This window comes from Herbaspirillum rhizosphaerae (assembly GCF_046025915.1).
GTDB classification, from domain to species: domain Bacteria; phylum Pseudomonadota; class Gammaproteobacteria; order Burkholderiales; family Burkholderiaceae_D; genus Herbaspirillum; species Herbaspirillum rhizosphaerae_A.
In genome coordinates this window covers 80,906-97,758 of sequence record NZ_JAQQFR010000013.1, presented here as the reverse complement: position 1 = coordinate 97,758, position 16,853 = coordinate 80,906, and the positions used below count along the sequence as shown (strand labels likewise).

Genomic DNA, 16,853 nt, shown 5'->3' with positions numbered 1-16,853 from the left:
CGTCAGGACGACGTCAATTTATTTAGTGACCAAAGGCTCTGCAGATGCCTTTTCACCTTTCAGCAATCCGAGCTGCTCACGATTGAACTGTTCGTAATGCTGCTGCCATTCTGACGGCTGCGACACCGGCATGACCTGCACTGCAGTGACCTTGTACTCAGGGCAATTGGTCGCCCAATCGGAGTTGTCGGTGGTGATCACATTGGCACCCGATTCAGGGAAGTGGAACGTGGTGTAGACCACGCCAGGCTGCACCCGCTCGGTCACCGTGGCACGCAATACCGTTTGTCCTGCACGAGACTCAATGCCGACCCAGTCGCCTTCGCGCACGCCGCGATCTTCGGCATCGTGCGGATGGATTTCCAGGCGATCTTCATTGTGCCACTGCGAATTCTCGGTACGACGCGTCTGAGCACCGACGTTGTACTGCGACAAGATACGGCCGGTGGTCAAAATCAGCGGATAGCGCTGCGTGACCTTCTCATCGGTTGCAAAGTACTGCGTATTGAGGAACTTGCCCTTGCCGCGGATGAAGCTGCCGATGTGCATGATCGGCGTGCCTTCCGGGGCCGACTCATTGCATGGCCATTGGATGCTGCCGAGACGTTCCAGCTTGTCGTAACTGACGCCATGGAAACTCGGCGTCAGCGCGGCAATTTCGTCCATGATTTCCGACGGATGATTGTACGGCATCGGATAGCCGAGCGCTTCGGCCAGCGCCACCGTGACTTCCCAGTCCGACTTGCCCGACTTCGATGGCATCACCTTGCGCACGCGCGAGATGCGGCGCTCAGCATTAGTGAAGGTGCCATCCTTTTCGAGGAAAGACGAACCCGGCAGGAACACGTGCGCATACTTGGCGGTCTCGTTGAGGAACAGATCCTGGATCACGATGCATTCCATCTCCTGCAAGGCGGCAGCGACGTGTTGTGTATTCGGGTCGGACTGAACGATGTCTTCGCCTTCGCAATACAAGCCTTTGAAGCTGCCGTCCATCGCAGCGTCGAACATGTTGGGAATCCGCAAACCCGGCTCAGGATTAAGCGTCACACCCCAGGCTTGTTCAAACATCGCGCGTACCGTCGAATCGGAAATATGGCGATAACCCGGCAATTCATGCGGGAACGAGCCCATGTCGCAGGAGCCCTGCACATTATTTTGTCCACGCAGCGGATTGACGCCCACACCTTCGCGGCCGACGTTGCCGGTCGCCATCGCGAGATTGGCGATGCCGATCACCATGGTGGAGCCTTGTGCATGCTCAGTCACGCCCAGGCCGTAATAGATCGCACCGTTGCCGCCGGTGGCGAACAAACGGGCAGCGCCGCGCAGTTCTTCCGCCGACACGCCGCAGACAGCAGACAAGGCTTCCGGCGAATTGTCCTCACGCAGCACGAACTCTTTCCATTGTTCGTAGGATTGAACATCGCAACGATCGCGAATGTACTCTTCGCTTTGCAGGTTTTCGGACATGATCACGTGCGCCAGCGCAGTGATCACCGCAACATTGGTGCCAGGGCGCAGTTTGAGGTGATAGTCGGCCTGAATGTGCGGCGACTTGACCATCTCGGTGGTGCGCGGATCGATAACGATCAGCTTCGCGCCCTGACGCAGGCGACGCTTCATCTGCGAAGCGAACACGGGGTGCGCCGCAGCTGGGTTGGCGCCGATGATCATGATGACGTCCGACTTCATGACGGAATCGAAGGTCTGGGTGCCGGCCGATTCGCCCAGCGTCTGTTTGAGACCGTAGCCGGTCGGCGAGTGGCAGACGCGTGCGCAAGTGTCGACGTTGTTGTTGCCGAAGGCGGCGCGCACCAGTTTTTGTACCAGATAGGTTTCTTCATTGGTGCAGCGCGACGAGGTGATACCACCGATCGAATCCTTGCCGTGTTTGGCCTGGATGCGGCGGAATTCGCTGGCGGCATAGCCCAGCGCCTCTTCCCACGACACTTCGCGCCATGGATCGGTGATCTTGCTGCGGATCATCGGCTTGGTGATGCGGTCCTTGTGCGTCGCATAACCCCATGCGAAACGTCCTTTGACGCAGGAGTGACCGTGGTTGGCCTTGCCGTCCTTGTACGGCACCATGCGCACGACTTCATTGCCCTTCATCTCAGCCTTGAACGCGCAACCCACGCCACAATAGGCGCAGGTGGTGACCTTGCTGTGCTCGGCCTGGCCCATCATGATGACGGTCTTCTCGGTCAGGGTGGCGGTCGGGCAAGCCTGCACGCAAGCGCCGCAGGAGACGCATTCGGATTCCATGAAAGTATCCATCTGCCCTGCCGAGACGCGCGACTCGAAGCCGCGGCCGCTGATAGTCAGCGCGAAGGTGCCTTGCGTCTCTTCGCAGGCGCGCACGCAGCGATTGCAGACGATGCATTTGGACGGATCGTAGGTGAAGTAAGGATTGGATTCGTCCTTCTTCATCTCCAGGTGATTGTCGCCATCGTAGCCGTAGCGCACTTCGCGCAGTCCGACCGTGCCGGCCATGTCCTGCAGTTCGCAATTGCCGTTGGTTGGGCAGGTCAGACAATCGAGTGGATGGTCGGAGATATACAACTCCATCACGCCGCGCCGGATGTCGGCCAGCTTGGGCGTCTGCGTCTGCACCTTCATGCCGGATTCGCACGGCGTGGTGCAGGAGGCGGGATAACCCTTCATCTTGCGACCATCCTTACCTTCGATCTCGACCAGACACAGACGGCAGGAGCCGAAGGGTTCCAGGCTGTCGGTGGCGCATAGCTTGGGCACGTTGATGCCCGCCTCCACCGCCGCCCGCATCACCGACGTGCCGCTCGGCACGGTGACGGCGACGCCATCAATTTCAAGAGTAACTTCTGTCTCCGAGACACGCGCCGGCGTGCCGTAATCTGTTTCGTTGAGCTGGTTCATGACAACAACTCCTTGCTAAATTCGTGGCTGGATAGCTAGATAAATGGCTCTACGTGTTCAAGCGGCTTTTTCAGCCGGTGAACCAAAGTCTTCGGGAAAATGGTTCAGTGCCGACAGCACCGGATACGGCGTCAAGCCGCCCATGGCGCACAGCGAACCGTTGAGCATGGTGTCGCACAGATCTCGCAGCAGATGCACTTGCTGCGGACGATTGTCGTTGGAGATGATCTTGTCGATCACCTCGACACCGCGTGTGGAACCGATGCGGCATGGCGTGCATTTGCCGCAGGATTCGATGGCGCAAAACTCCATCGCATAACGCGCTTGCTGCGCCATGTCGACGCTGTCGTCGAACACCACCATGCCGCCGTGACCCACCATGGCACCGATGGCCGCAAAGGCTTCGTAGTCGAGCGGCGTATCGAGCTGCTGCTGCGGCATGTAGGCGCCCAACGGACCGCCCACCTGCACCGCGCGAATCGGACGGCCGCTGAGGGTGCCGCCGCCGAAGTCTTCCAGCAGCTGGCGCAGACTCAGGCCGAACGCTTTCTCGACCAGACCGCCATGTTTGACATTGCCCGCCAGTTGAAACGGTAAGGTACCGTGCGAACGGCCGACGCCATAGTTCTTGTAGAACGCTGCACCGCGCGCCAGCACGATAGGCACCGTTGCCAGCGAGATGACGTTGTTGATCACGGTCGGCTTGCCGAACAAACCTTCCAGCGCAGGCAGCGGCGGCTTGGCGCGCACTACACCGCGCTTGCCCTCCAGGCTTTCCAGCAAGGCGGTTTCTTCACCGCAGATATACGCGCCGGCCCCCATACGTACTTCCAGACGGAAGGTCTTGCCCGAGCCGAGGATGTTGTCGCCCAGATAGCCATTCTGGCTGGCTGTTGCGATCGCTTCGTTGAGCGCGGCAATGGCGTGAGGATATTCAGAACGCACGTAGATATAACCCTGCGTCGCGCCGACGGCCAGACCGGCAATCGTCATGCCCTCGATCAGGACGAAAGGATCGTCTTCCATCACCATGCGGTCGGAGAAGGTGCCAGAGTCGCCTTCGTCGGCATTGCAGACGATGTACTTCTGCGCTGCCTGTGCATTGGCCACCGTCTTCCATTTGATACCGGTTGGGAACGCCGCACCACCGCGTCCGCGCAGACCGGAATCAAGGACTTCCTGCACGATGGCTTCGCTGCTCATGCCGATCGCGCGTTGCAGCCCTGCATAGCCTTCATGCGCCAGATAGTCGCTTAGCGATAATGGATCGGTGATGCCGACGCGAGCAAAGGTCAGGCGCTCCTGATCTTTCAGATAAGGAATGTCTTCCGTCAAGCCATGTTGCAATGCATGTGCCCCGCCCTGCAGAAAACCGGCGTCGAACAAACCCGCCACATCGGCAGGATCAACCGGGCCGTAAGCGACGCGGCCTTGTGGGGTCGCAACCTCAACCATGGGTTCCAGCCAGAACATGCCGCGCGATCCGTTGCGCACGATGCTGATCTCGACACCGCGCTTTTCTGCTTCACGGGAGATCGCGACAGCGACATCATTGGCGCCCAGCGCAATGGCCGCTGAGTCGCGTGGAACATACACGGTGATGCTCATGGCGCACCTCGCTTGGCTTGCAGCAGGCGATTCAGCTTGTCGGTGCCGACGCGTGCGTGCAGCTCACCATCGACCACAACATTCGGGCCGCAGGCGCACAGGCCGAGGCAATAGACCGGTTCAAGCGTGAACTGACCGTCGGGCGTGGTTTCATGAAAAGCACAGCCGAGCAATTTCTCAGCGTCCCTGGCCAATGCTTCCGAGCCGACCGACTGACAGGCTTCGGCACGGCAGACCTGAATCACATGCTTGCCGGCGGGTTGCTGGCGGAAGTGATGGTAGAAGGAGATCACGCCGTGTACTTCCGCGCGCGATACGTTCAGGGCGTCGGCGATCATCGGCACGGCATCCGCCGGCACGAAGCCAATCACATCCTGAATCCCGTGAAGGATGGGCAACATCGCGCCGGGCATATGACGGCGCGCGGCAATCACATCCCTGACTGCGCCGACGTCGAAAGGCTGTTCTCTGTTCATTGTTTCGTCTCCTGCTGAACGGCTGAATGGCACCGGTTTGTTGTTTTATTTCCCGGACCGTGAAAATACGTGTTTAGTCTCGCCGCCGGATCCGGATTGGAACGACGCGCAGACTCTGTTTTTGCATTGCTTTTTTACGCACTGCCGACAACAAACCGGCAGCGACGAATACGACGATCCCTGCCTGCGCAAACGGCATGGCAAAGTTCAAAAATCGGGGGAAGAAAATACTGCAGACCGCGACTGCAAGGACTGCAGCGGCAGAGATAAGGCAAACCATCAGAGGTGCAGGCGCTGTGCTGAAGAGCATTGCGGCACGCTGTCTGATCGATGAGTGAGCTAGCGATTTCATGTTCTCCCTGCCTATCGAAATACATCGGGTTGGTACAGAACACTTCTGGTGAAACCGGCTGCCGCGAGTTGTAGCGCTCGCGACAGCCTTACTACTTTTACAGCAACACTAAATTACTTGAACAACACCGCAGTCTTTTGCAGCGTCAGGGCGATGCCCCACACCAGCGGGATACCAACTGCCAGCCATGCAGCGCCGATCAGCGCAGGATTGCCACCGCGACCGACTTGCGACAGTTCTGCGTCGGACATCGTAGCAGTGCTGTCGGACGACGATTTCTCGTGCGCCAGTTGCTTTTCACGGGCCAGTTCTTCCGGTGTCATGAAATGCTTCGCAGCGACAGGACGGATCAGCAAGTTGCAGATCAGACCCAGCACCAGCATGCCTGCCAGGATATACATCGTGGTGTTGTAAACCTGATCGCGCGGCATGCCCAGCGACAACTGATACTCCCGCATGTAGTTCACAACGACGGGGCCGAGGATACCGGCGGTTGCCCATGCAGTCAGCAGACGACCGTGGATCGCACCAACCATTTGCGTACCGAACAAGTCCGCCAGGTAAGCAGGCACCGTCGAAAATCCACCGCCATACATTGACAAAATCACGCACACTGCTCCGACGAAGAGCGCAATGCTGCCGGCTTTGGCCGACCATGGCAGGCTGACGTACAGGATGAAGCCTAGTACGAAGAAGATCACGTAAGTCATCTTGCGGCCGAAGAAGTCGGAGCACGAAGCCCAGACAAAGCGACCACCGATGTTGAACAAACTGATCAGACCGGTAAAGCCCGCTGCAATCGCCGCAATCGCTGCCTTTTGCTCAAGCGACAGATCGCTGAAGCCAACGTTGACGCCCAGCAGGTGGCCGCCGAACACTTCTTGCAGCATTGGCGATGAGATGCCGATCACGCCGATACCAGCCGACACGTTCAGACACAGCACCAGCCATACCAGCCAGAACTGAGGAATGCCCCAGACCTTGGTTACGTGCACATGGTTTTGCGTGATCATGGTGCTATTGGTGGTTGTCGGAGGCGTCCAGCCGGATGGCTTCCAGCCGCTAGGCGGAACACGGTAGCCCAGTGCACCGGCCATCATGAAGATGAAATAGATGACTGCCATTACGACGAAGGTTTCCCACACGCCGACCGATGTCGGGGTAGCGAAATGCTTCATCAGCTTGTCGGCCAGCGGGCTACCGACCAGTGCGCCGCCACCGAAGCCCATGATCGCCATACCAGTCGCCATACCGCGACGGTCCGGGAACCATTTGATCAGTGTCGACACCGGCGAAATGTAGCCAAGACCGAGCCCCACACCGCCGATAACCCCCGACCCCAGCCACATGAGCCAGATCTGATGGGTATAGACCCCAAATGCGGAAATCAGCAAACCGCCGCACCAGCACAATGCCGAGACGACGCCAGCCTTGCGCGGGCCTGCGCGCTCGAGCCAGCCGCCCCAGATTGCAGCGGAAACGCCGAGCAGAACGAAGAACATGGTGTACATCCAGCCCAGCATGGAAATCTTCCAGTCGCAGGTGGTGGAGAACACTTGATCGAAAAAGCTGCTGCCCGGTGCACAGGCGATCGACTCTTTAATACCGAGCGACCTGGACAAGGGCAGCCAGAAGACGGAAAAGCCGTAGGCCATGCCGATACACAGGTGAATTGCCAATGCGGCAGGTGGAACCAGCCAGCGGTTGAAGCCAGGCTTGGCTATGGTGTGTTCCTTTTGCAGGAAATCGAAGGCCATTATTCCCTCCTCTTTGATGTTGTGGGGCGGCAATTATATGCAAGTCGAAGGAATTCGGCTATTTATGCAAATAATTACCTATAGTTTTTATGTACTACGCGTGCTACCGCGAAGGTATCATTGAAATACGTCGCCCTCAATATGCTATTTATTTCATATTTAACATGTATAAAGTCCGCATCAAACCTCACTGGGAAATCGCCCACGGTGAAGAAACACCCCTCGATACCACCGATTTGCTGAATCTGTTAACGGCGATTCAACAGACCGGATCCATTGCCAAGGGCGCGGAACAGTTACGCCACTCCTATCGGCACGCGTGGGGTCTGCTGCGCACTTCCGAGCAGTTATTTGGGCACAGCCTGATTGAAAGCGGACGTGGCCGCGGCACTACACTGACACCATTTGCCAGCAAATTGCTGTGGGCCGACCGCATGGTCAGCGCGCGGCTGTCGCCGACACTGGACAGCCTGGCCTCTGAATTGGAAATTGAATTGGGCAAAACCGTCGAAGGCAAATCCAAGACGGTACGCCTGAACGCCAGCCATGGCTTCGCCGTCGCCGCCCTGCTCAATCAGTTCAACCAGGCCAAACTGCCGGTGGAAGTACGCTATCGCCACAGCACCGATGCCGTCGCAGCCTTGTCGCGGCAGGAATGCGATCTGGCCGGCTTCCACGTACCGCTGGGAGAATTCGAAAAACCGGCCATCGCCATGTACGCCAAATGGCTCAACAAACGCAGCGATTGCCTGATCCATCTGGCGGTGCGCAATCAGGGGCTCTTCGTTGCGCCCGGCAATCCCAAGCAAATTCTGGATTTGCCGGATCTGATCCGCAGCGATCTGCGCTTCGTCAATCGCGAAGCCGGCTCCGGCACGCGCACCCTGCTGGAGCTGATGCTGGCCGGGCAAGGCATCTCGCACAAGAAGATCAATGGCTTTGAAAACACCGAGTTCACGCACTCGGCGGTAGCCGCCTTCATCGCCAGCGGCATGGCCGATGTCGGCTTCGGCGTGCAGACGGCATCGCAGCGCTTTGGACTGGACTTCATCCCACTGGTGCGAGAGCGGTATTTCTTCGCCCTGCCGACGGCATCGCTTAACGATCCGCTGGTGCAGGCAGTGGTCAATATTCTGCAGTCGCCGACATTCCGCAGTGTGGTCGACGATCTGGCGGGTTACGACGGCTCCGACACCGGCAAGATACAAAGTTTGCAGGAAGCCTTCGGCTAAGGTTTTGGAAAGCGGCTCAGCGTGCCTGCACGTTGAGATGCTTCTGCAAGAAGCGCACGCACTCCCGCACCTTGGCGGAATTCTTCAACTGCAGCGGATAGACCGCACACAGATCAGCCTCCTGAAAATACCCCGGTAACACGCGCACCAACGTGCCGTCCTTGAGACTGGCGGCGACATCCCAGATCGAGCGCAAGATGATGCCATGCCCATCGACCGCCCATTGATGAATGATCTCGCCGTGGTTTGAAGCAAGACCGCCGGCAACCTTGACGGTCTCCGCCCCCTTCGGCCCCATCATGCGCCAGATCCCGAACGACTGATTACGCTCTCGAATCACCAGACATTGGTGTTGCGTCAGCTCGGATAAAGTCTGCGGTACGCCGTGACGTTGCAGATAATCGGGACTGGCGCATAGCACCCGCTGGCTGGTGATGATGCGCTTGGCGAACAGATGCGGCTCATGCACCGGCCCGACGCGGATATCGAGATCGAATCCCTCATTAATCATATCGACCTGACGGTCAAACAGCTCCAGCTGAATACGCAGGCTGGGATGCAACCGCGCAAATGCTGAAATCAGCGGCGACACATATTTGCGCCCCAGAGCAAAACTCGTGCTGATCTTGAGCAAACCCCGTGGTACGCGTTTGGCGGTGCTGACGGTTTCAATCATCTGATCGACATCGTCAAGGATGCGCCGCGCCCAGTCGTGCACATTACTGCCTTCTTCCGTCATGACGACGCTGCGCGTGGTGCGATGAAACAGCCGCACGCCCAATGCCGCCTCCAGCAAGGCAATACGCTTGCTGATGTAGGCGGGTGAGGCACCCAGCTCCTTGGCGGATTCGGCAAAACTGTTCTTGCGCGCCACGGTACAGAACAGGCGCAGGTCTTCCAGCAAGGGCGCGGCAGCAGATTGATTGTTCACGATTCGTGTTTTATGAAGTAACCGATTCGTGAATTATAGCGAGCTGACGAGCAAGCATTAGCGTTTATGATTTCCGTTCGGTTTTTAAAGGAGAAAGCACCGTGACCAAACATAAAGTAGCTGTCATCGCCGGCGACGGCATCGGCCAGGAAGTCATCCCCGAGGGCTTGCGCGCGGTCGACGCGGCAGCAAAGAAATTCGGCATCGAGATCGAGTACACCCATTTCGACTGGGCGCATTGCGGCTACTACGCCCAGCACGGCAAGATGATGCCGGACGACTGGTTCGATCAGTTGAAGGGATTCGAAGCAATCTTCTTCGGCGCGGTCGGCTGGCCTGCCACGGTGCCTGATCACGTCTCGCTGTGGGGTTCGCTGCTGAAGTTCCGCCGCGACTTTGACCTCTACGTCAACTTGCGCCCGGTGCGCCTGATGCCCGGCGTGCCCTGCCCGCTGGCCGGCCGCAAACCCGGCGACATCGATTTCTACGTGGTGCGCGAAAACACCGAGGGTGAATATTCGTCCATCGGCGGCCGCATGTATGAAGGCACCGACCGCGAAGTCGTGATCCAGGAGTCAGTCTTTACCCGTCACGGCGTCGACCGCATTCTGAAATACGCCTTCGACCTGGCGCAAAGCCGTCCGAAGAAACATCTCACTTCCGCCACCAAATCCAACGGCATCGCCATCACCATGCCTTACTGGGACGAGCGCGTCGAAGCCGTGGGCAAGAACTACGGCGACGTCAAATGGGACAAGTACCACATCGATATCCTGACCGCGCACTTCGTGCTGAACCCGCAGCGCTTTGACGTGGTGGTGGCACCCAACCTGTTCGGCGACATCCTGTCCGACCTCGGCCCCGCCTGCGCCGGCACCATCGGCATTGCGCCGTCGGCCAACATCAATCCTGACCGCAAGATGCCGTCGTTGTTCGAACCGGTACACGGCTCGGCGCCCGACATCGCCGGCAAAAACATCGCCAACCCGGTCGCCACGATCTGGTCGGGCGCGATGATGCTGGACTTCCTCGGCAACGGCAAACCGCAATACAAGCAAGCGCATGACGCCATCCTTGCCGCCATCGAAAAAGTGCTGGTCGAAGGACCGAAGACTGCCGACCTGGGTGGCACCGGCGATACGACAGCAGTCGGCAAGGCCATCGCCGCCGCTATCTGACCCGATCAGAACGCAGCAAACAGATGCGGATCGCGTTCCTCAGAAGCGCGACCGCATCACCATCAGGAGGAGACACCCCATGCAATACTGGAAAGCCATTGTCGCGACCGCCGCAGCAGCGTTCGCTTTTAACGCGCAAGCACAAACCGCGCAACAACCCATCGTCATCAAATTCAGCCACGTCGTCGCCACCAATACCTCCAAGGGCAAGACAGCGGAATATTTCAAGAAGATCGTCGAAGAACGCACCGCAGGCCGCGTCAAGGTCGAGGTCTATCCGAACAGCCAGCTCTACAAGGACAAGGAAGAACTCGAAGCCCTGCAAATGGGATCGGTGCAATTGCTGGCGCCGACCTTTGGGAAATTCGGCCCGATGGGTGTACGGGAGTTTGAAGTATTCGACCTGCCCTACCTGTTCGACAACATGGCGCAGGCGCAAAAGGTTACGCAAGGCCCGATCGGCCACGCCCTGCTCAAAAAGCTGGACAGCAAAGGCCTGACCGGCCTGGCAATGTGGGACAGCGGCTTTCTCGACTGGACTTCCAATAAGCCGATCGTGAAGCCGGCCGATATCAAGGGTATGAAGATCCGCATCCAGTCATCCAAAGTGATCGACGCACGCACCCGTATCGTCGGCGCACTGCCGCAAGTGATGCCGTGGTCGGAGATCTATCAGGGCCTGCAAACCGGCGTGGTCGACGGCCAGGAAAATCCACCATCCATCGTCAGCACCGCCAAGCTGTTTGAGGTGCAGAAATTCATGACGATTTCTGAACACGGCTATCACGGCTACGTGTTCATCGCCAACAAGCGTTTCTGGGATGCGCTGCCGGCCGACATCAAACCGATCATGGACAAGGCGGTGATCGACGCGACCGAGTATTTCAACAGCAATTCGAAGAAGGAAAACGACGACGCGCTGGAAGACATCAAAAAAACCGGCAAGATGAAAATCCTGACCATGACTCCGGAAGAAAAGAGCGAGTGGAAAAAGATCCAATACAAGGTTCACCGCGAGATGGAAGACCGTATCGGCAAGGACTTGATCCAATCCATCTACAAGGAAATCGGCCGCACGCCGGACGGTAAATAGCTGCTGCCGCGCCAGCCATGTCAAGTTCAAGCCGACGAATCTTTACGGATCGTCGGCTTTTTTACATCATCGGTGTTTTCCGAAATACGAGGCCGTCATGTCGTGTTAGCATTTGCCGCTTAAAATAAGCTGACATTTCCATTACGATCATGAAGGTCCGGTTAACGTATTTCACTGCGGCACTGAGCGCACACACGCTGCTGTGGTCAGTTACCCTGCTGATCATGCTGGAAGATGACGTCGCGATGCTGGCGTTTATGTTTTCTTGAAACCTTGTTTTCTTGCAAGACGTTTATCTGAAACGTCTTTCAACAATCACCGCATTCACTGAACGGGACATGATGAAATTTGCTGTGCTGGCGTTGCTGCTGGTCTCGAACCAGGTTTTTGCCGCGCAATGGTCATTGCTCGGCGACAATGATCTCGGCACCTTCTTTGTCGATAAAAGCACCATCACCCGCAGCCGCGGCGTTCTGAAGGCCGACATCCTGCTGAACTGGAACAAGCCGCAAATGCTGCAAGGCCACGGCAAATACTATCTGTCGGAAGTTTCCATCGCTTATCTCGACTGCGACGACAAGCAAATCGGTTTCGGCAGCCGCACCATGTATGCGAAAGCAGACGCCCAGGGCGGCGCGCTGTTCTCCCCTTATCTTGCCTACGGCGACGTCAAGCTGCAAGACACGGTGCCCGGCTCAACCGGCGCGCAGATGATCAAAGCCATCTGCAGCCTGAAATAAAAAGAGCGTTTCGTAAAACGCTCTTCTTGCCCGTCAGACCTTCATCGGCAGAATCACCATCTGCAAACCATCGAAGTGCAGCCTGCGCTGGATCGCCAACGCCGCCTGGTTATGCAACAGGCGGATAAACCAGTTGTCCTGCTCGAAAATCAGCTTGCTGGTAAAGAAAATCGCATTCGGATATTGCTTGCTGATGTCATAGCAAAGCTTGGTGACTTCCTGCACGGCGTCGGTGCCGAATCCCAGGAATGAAGTCGATGCCATACCATGGCTGCGACAAAAATCCACGAAGAACTGCAAGGTCGCATTGGCCTCGGCACGCATCTGCTCCACCGCACCCTCGCCGCCATAGGCGTGCGAATCGACCGTTCGCGCATTGACGAAAATGAAGTTCTTGAAATGATTCGGGAACATTCGCTGCACCCACAGCAAAGCGTGCAAACCGCCACCGCGTGACGTACCGACGATAAAGACCGCCGTCTGATTGACCGGATCCGGTTCAATCGCGTCCAGATTGGTGCCGAAGGGCTGACTGGAAAAGATCTGATCAACCGAACGGATCGCTTCCTTGGTGTCGCGGTAGTGATTGCGAATGTAAATGCAGAGTGCAGAAATCGCGGCAATGATGACCGCCGTCGCCCAGCCGCCTTCAAAAAGCTTCTCGAACAACAAGACGGTCAGAATCGACGCGCAAATCACAAAGCCGACCAGCGACAACAGGAAGCGTCGCTTCCAGTGCGCCAGATGGCGGCGATGACGCCACCAGTAACGGCACAAGCCGAACAGCGAAATAGCGAAGGTGAGAAATACCGAGATCGAATACAGCACGATCAGCAGCGTCACGCTGCCCTGCGTCCAGAACAGGATGATCAGTGCGGCAATGCCCATGACCAGGATGCCGTTTTGCGTGACCAGCCGCGTCGACAGGTAACGGAATTTATGCGGCACCCAGGAATCCGCCGCCATATTCGACAGCACCGCCGGGCCACCGAGAAAACCGGTGTTGGCGGCGACGAACAGCAAACCGGCTTCGAATGCCAGCACGACTGCCAGCAGAATATCGTTGAGCCATTGGCTGCCGGTACCCATGCTGTCGATGATCAATCTGAAGGTAGTCGCGTTGAGCGTCTCGCCATCGACATGGCGCGCATCCCACAGCAGATACAGCAAGAAGATCCCGCCCGCCGTGAACGCCAGCGACAAGGCCATATACATCATGGTCACTTTGCCGGTGCGTACGCGCGGTTCGGCCAGCATATTGACGTTGTTCGAGACGGCTTCCAGGCCGGTATAGGTACCTCCGCCCTGCGAATAGGCCAGCAACAGCATACTGGCGACGCCTGCCCAGCCGATGTTTTGCGCCAGTGTGCCGGTGTCGCTCAGCGTAGAAGGCACTAGCGCCGGCAGATATTCCGCATGCACGAAGATGCCGTAGACGATCAGCACCAGATGCGTCGCGACAAAACCGAGGAAGATCGGCAACAGAAACTGGATCGCTTCTTTAAGCCCGCGCAGATTCAGCACGATCAGCATGCCGACGAAGAAAGCTTCCGCCCACAACTTGTAATCCTGAAAGCCCAGCGGCAGCAAAGACGCCAGCGCATCGACACCAGAAGCGATGGAAATGGCGATCGTCAGGACATAGTCAAGAATCAGCGCGACGCCGGAAATCAGGCCAAGATAGGGACCGACCAGCTTGGTTGCCACCCGGTAGCCACCACCACCGGTAGGAAACAGCTCAATGACCTGGTTGTAGGCCAGCGCAATGATGAATACCGTCAGCGCCGTCGCCAGCGCGAGGTAAAGCCCAAGGTGAGTATGCTCACCCAGCGCACGGAAACTTTCTTCGGGGCCGTAAGCCGATGAGGACAAACCGTCTGCCCCCAACCCTACCCATGCCAGAAAAGCGACCAGCGCCAACGAATGGCGGGTCTCGCTTTTCAGCGGGTCCAGCGCCTTGCCCAACAAAATTTCTCGAATCTTCAACATGCATTCATGTGCCACATACTTCGACGTTTTTTGCTCAAGCGGCGATGATACCTGTTTGTACCGCAGCGCGGCATGAGCAAAATTGCATGAGGGTCTTGCCCCTCTCTTCAAAATCCGTCATAATCGCGGTCTTGCGTTGCCGGGATGGCGGAATAGGTAGACGCACGGGACTCAAAATCCCGCGGTGGTGACACCGTGCCGGTTCGATTCCGGCTCCCGGCACCAGCACTGAAATGTGCTGATGGAGCATGCAGTATTGATAGCAGATAGAAATAAGTAGCAAATTGCAGTCGTCAGGAATTTGCAAGAAACGATATGCAGCAACAGATGTTGCACCTAGGCGATTCGGCAGCAAAGTAATAAGTTAATCGCGCTACAGCGAACTAATTATGCGCCGGCGTTGCAGGAACAAAACAGGTAGGAACGATAACTCGTCCCTGCCTTTTTTTTGGCCTAAATATTCGTCCAAAAATAGAAATTTGTAGTAACTTTTATCGTAATATTTGATTTACTTTTTTTAACGATCAATAAGCCGGCTCTCGTTATCACATTAACAAAAAATGCGAGGGGGTCGCAGCGATTATCAGACAATCGGATCAGTTGGCAGGATTGCTTGCCGGAGTGGTAAAACTCCCAAAGCGAATAACAACTGCCCTATCTGATTAATATAACGATAACGTTTGCGAAGAGAGCATGGGCAATCGACAGCATTCGAATAGAAATATGCGTTTTGGGGATGTCAGTTTTTCTGTCGCATCGCATACGGCTTGGGCGCCTGGTTTAGACACCGCTGCCGCATGGCTGGAGTGGGCCCACGACCGCAAATCAGCAGTTGCCCCGACGGAACCCAAAGTCAAAGACATGCCGCCGATGTTGCGCCGTCGCGCCAGTCCAGCCGGCAAGATGGCTCTGGAAACCGCTTATCAGTGCCTTCCGGCGCAATCCGATATCCCGGTCATCTTTGCGTCCCGCCATGGCGAATGCGCGCGTTCGGTCGAATTGCTGATGGAATTGGCCAACAATGCCCCGCTATCTCCTGCCTCATTCAGCCTCTCCGTACACAACGCCAACGCCGGCTTGTTCTCCATTGCACGCGGCGACCGCGGCAATAGCATCGCCATCGCCGCAGGACCCAGCACGGTTGAACACGCATTGATCGAAGCGTGCGGGCTGTTGGCCGATGGCGCGCCACAGGTATTGCTCGTCATGTCGGACAGCCCACCGCCAGAAGCTTTCAGCGCTTACAACGATTGCGCCGAAGAAGGCTACGCCTGGGCCTGGCTGTTGCAGGCGACTGCCGACGACAACACTGCCGGCAACGCAGCAAGCCACATCGGCGAACGTTTTTCACTATCCTGGTCTGCAGCAGATCAGGATGGCGCGACCGAGAATCTTTCGGCAGCACCGGCGGGATTGGATGTCCTGCGCTTCTTCCTGCGCCGTGACGCCGAACTGGCGCGTGTTGCCAATGGGCGCCGCTGGCGCTGGAGCCGCCATGATTGATTGGTTGAATAAACGATCGGGCAAACAGCTGATCACGCATTCGACAACGCAATCGACAAGGCAGCAAACCGCCCTTTTCAACAAATACTGGCGAGTATGTGGAACCGGCATCAGTTTCGCCGCATTCGGCGCCGGCGGGCTGGCATTGCGACTGGCGATCTTCCCGCTGCTCAATCTCCTCGTCCGCGATCAGGAGCGTCGCATCCTCTGGTCGCGCCGCATCATCCGCTTGTCTTTCCGTGCGTTCGTCGAACTGATGCGCATGCTGGGCGTACTCAGCTATGAGATTACCGGCCTGGAACGATTGGAACGCCGCGGCCTGCTCATTCTCGCCAACCATCCCAGCCTGATCGACACCGTATTGCTGATGGCCTTCGTTCAGCAAGCCGACTGCATCGTCAAGGGTGCATTGTGGCGCAATCCCTTTACCCGCGGCCCGGTGCGCGCGGCCGGCTATATCAGCAATGAAGACGGCCCGGAACTGGTCGACGACTGCATCGCCTCGATCCGCAGCGGCGGCAATCTGATTATCTTCCCCGAAGGCACCCGCACGCCTGCCGACGGCAACATGATTTTCAAGCGCGGTGCGGCCAATGTCGCGGTGCGCGGCGAATGCGCGATTACCCCGGTGATCATCCGTTGCACACCGGGAACGCTCGCCAAAGGTAACAAATGGTGGAAAGTGCCGCCAACCATGGCACACTTCAGCATCGAAATTCAACAGGATATCGATATCAGGACGGTGACCGGCCAGGCCGAGAACCCGACCCTGGCAGCGCGCCAGCTCACGTACTACCTGCAAAACTATTTCATGAAAGAAAGCTAGGCGATGCCAAGACTTGACGAAGAAATCAAAGAACTCATTATCGAAGTTCTGCAACTGGAAGACATCCGTCCGTCCGACATCGATTCCGCCGCCCCGCTGTTCGGCGACGGATTGGGATTGGATTCCATCGACGCGCTCGAACTGGGCGTCGCATTGCAAAAACGCTACGGCGTTGTTTTATCCGCGAATTCCGAAGAAACCCGCAAGCACTTTGCCTCGGTTCAATCCCTGGAAGCCTTGATCGCCAATCACGCCAATAAGTAAATAAGT

At 57.3% G+C, this 16,853-nt stretch carries 13 protein-coding genes and 1 tRNA gene; 8 read left to right on the top strand and 6 right to left on the bottom strand.

Annotated features, from left to right (window positions below; genetic code table 11):
• Positions 1 to 18: 18 nt before the first annotated feature.
• The 4 genes from fdhF to PQR63_RS19095 all read right to left on the bottom strand — a co-directional run bounded on the left by fdhF (position 19) and on the right by PQR63_RS19095 (position 7,091).
• A complete protein-coding gene (fdhF, locus tag PQR63_RS19110) occupies positions 19 to 2,898 on the bottom strand; it encodes a formate dehydrogenase subunit alpha (RefSeq protein WP_408169545.1) in 2,880 nt (959 codons plus the stop codon).
• A gap of 57 nt (positions 2,899 to 2,955) precedes the next feature.
• Entirely contained in the window at positions 2,956 to 4,506 is a 1,551-nt protein-coding gene (locus tag PQR63_RS19105; protein ID WP_408169544.1) for a formate dehydrogenase beta subunit, read from the bottom strand.
• The gene (locus tag PQR63_RS19100) at positions 4,503 to 4,982 is read right to left on the bottom strand and encodes a formate dehydrogenase subunit gamma (protein WP_408169543.1); all 480 of its coding nucleotides are present in this window, start codon (positions 4,980 to 4,982) and stop codon (positions 4,503 to 4,505) included. Before PQR63_RS19100 ends, PQR63_RS19105 begins: the two co-directional genes overlap by 4 nt.
• 465 nt (positions 4,983 to 5,447) lie before the next feature.
• Positions 5,448 to 7,091, bottom strand: a complete 1,644-nt coding sequence (locus tag PQR63_RS19095; protein ID WP_408169542.1) for an OFA family MFS transporter — start codon at positions 7,089 to 7,091, stop codon at positions 5,448 to 5,450.
• Between the two features lie 164 nt (positions 7,092 to 7,255).
• Between PQR63_RS19095 and PQR63_RS19090 the strand changes: the two genes are divergently transcribed.
• Positions 7,256 to 8,323: a substrate-binding domain-containing protein gene (locus PQR63_RS19090; protein WP_408169541.1), complete on the top strand. Its 1,068-nt coding sequence runs from the start codon at positions 7,256 to 7,258 to the stop codon at positions 8,321 to 8,323.
• Between the two features lie 16 nt (positions 8,324 to 8,339).
• On the opposite strand, the gene PQR63_RS19085 is transcribed toward PQR63_RS19090, so the two are convergent.
• Entirely contained in the window at positions 8,340 to 9,254 is a 915-nt protein-coding gene (locus tag PQR63_RS19085; protein WP_408169540.1) for a LysR family transcriptional regulator, read from the bottom strand.
• Between the two features lie 101 nt (positions 9,255 to 9,355).
• On the opposite strand from PQR63_RS19085, the gene PQR63_RS19080 reads away from it, so the two are divergent.
• The 3 genes from PQR63_RS19080 to PQR63_RS19070 all read left to right on the top strand — a co-directional run bounded on the left by PQR63_RS19080 (position 9,356) and on the right by PQR63_RS19070 (position 12,265).
• A complete protein-coding gene (locus PQR63_RS19080) occupies positions 9,356 to 10,432 on the top strand; it encodes a tartrate dehydrogenase (protein WP_408169539.1) in 1,077 nt (358 codons plus the stop codon).
• A 79-nt stretch (positions 10,433 to 10,511) separates the two neighbouring features.
• Positions 10,512 to 11,525, top strand: a complete 1,014-nt coding sequence (locus tag PQR63_RS19075) for a DctP family TRAP transporter solute-binding subunit (protein WP_408169538.1) — start codon at positions 10,512 to 10,514, stop codon at positions 11,523 to 11,525.
• A gap of 338 nt (positions 11,526 to 11,863) precedes the next feature.
• Positions 11,864 to 12,265, top strand: coding sequence for a surface-adhesin E family protein (locus PQR63_RS19070; RefSeq protein ID WP_408169537.1), 402 nt, complete (start codon positions 11,864 to 11,866; stop codon positions 12,263 to 12,265).
• 33 nt (positions 12,266 to 12,298) lie between these two features.
• Here PQR63_RS19070 and PQR63_RS19065 read toward each other — a convergent pair whose 3' ends face one another.
• On the bottom strand, positions 12,299 to 14,254 hold the full coding sequence (locus tag PQR63_RS19065) for an APC family permease (protein WP_408169536.1): 1,956 nt from the start codon (positions 14,252 to 14,254) through the stop codon (positions 12,299 to 12,301).
• A 138-nt stretch (positions 14,255 to 14,392) separates the two neighbouring features.
• Between PQR63_RS19065 and PQR63_RS19060 the strand changes: the two genes are divergently transcribed.
• The 4 genes from PQR63_RS19060 to PQR63_RS19045 all read left to right on the top strand — a co-directional run bounded on the left by PQR63_RS19060 (position 14,393) and on the right by PQR63_RS19045 (position 16,847).
• A tRNA-Leu gene (locus PQR63_RS19060) sits at positions 14,393 to 14,479 on the top strand.
• Positions 14,480 to 14,977: 498 nt separating this feature from the next.
• Positions 14,978 to 15,757: a beta-ketoacyl synthase chain length factor gene (locus tag PQR63_RS19055; RefSeq protein ID WP_408169535.1), complete on the top strand. Its 780-nt coding sequence runs from the start codon at positions 14,978 to 14,980 to the stop codon at positions 15,755 to 15,757.
• Positions 15,750 to 16,583 (top strand): lysophospholipid acyltransferase family protein, encoded by an 834-nt coding sequence (locus PQR63_RS19050; RefSeq protein WP_408169534.1) that lies wholly within the window; start codon positions 15,750 to 15,752, stop codon positions 16,581 to 16,583. The genes PQR63_RS19055 and PQR63_RS19050 overlap by 8 nt, the downstream gene beginning before the upstream one ends.
• A 3-nt stretch (positions 16,584 to 16,586) precedes the next feature.
• Entirely contained in the window at positions 16,587 to 16,847 is a 261-nt protein-coding gene (locus tag PQR63_RS19045) for a phosphopantetheine-binding protein (RefSeq protein ID WP_050475909.1), read from the top strand.
• Positions 16,848 to 16,853 lie beyond the last annotated feature (6 nt).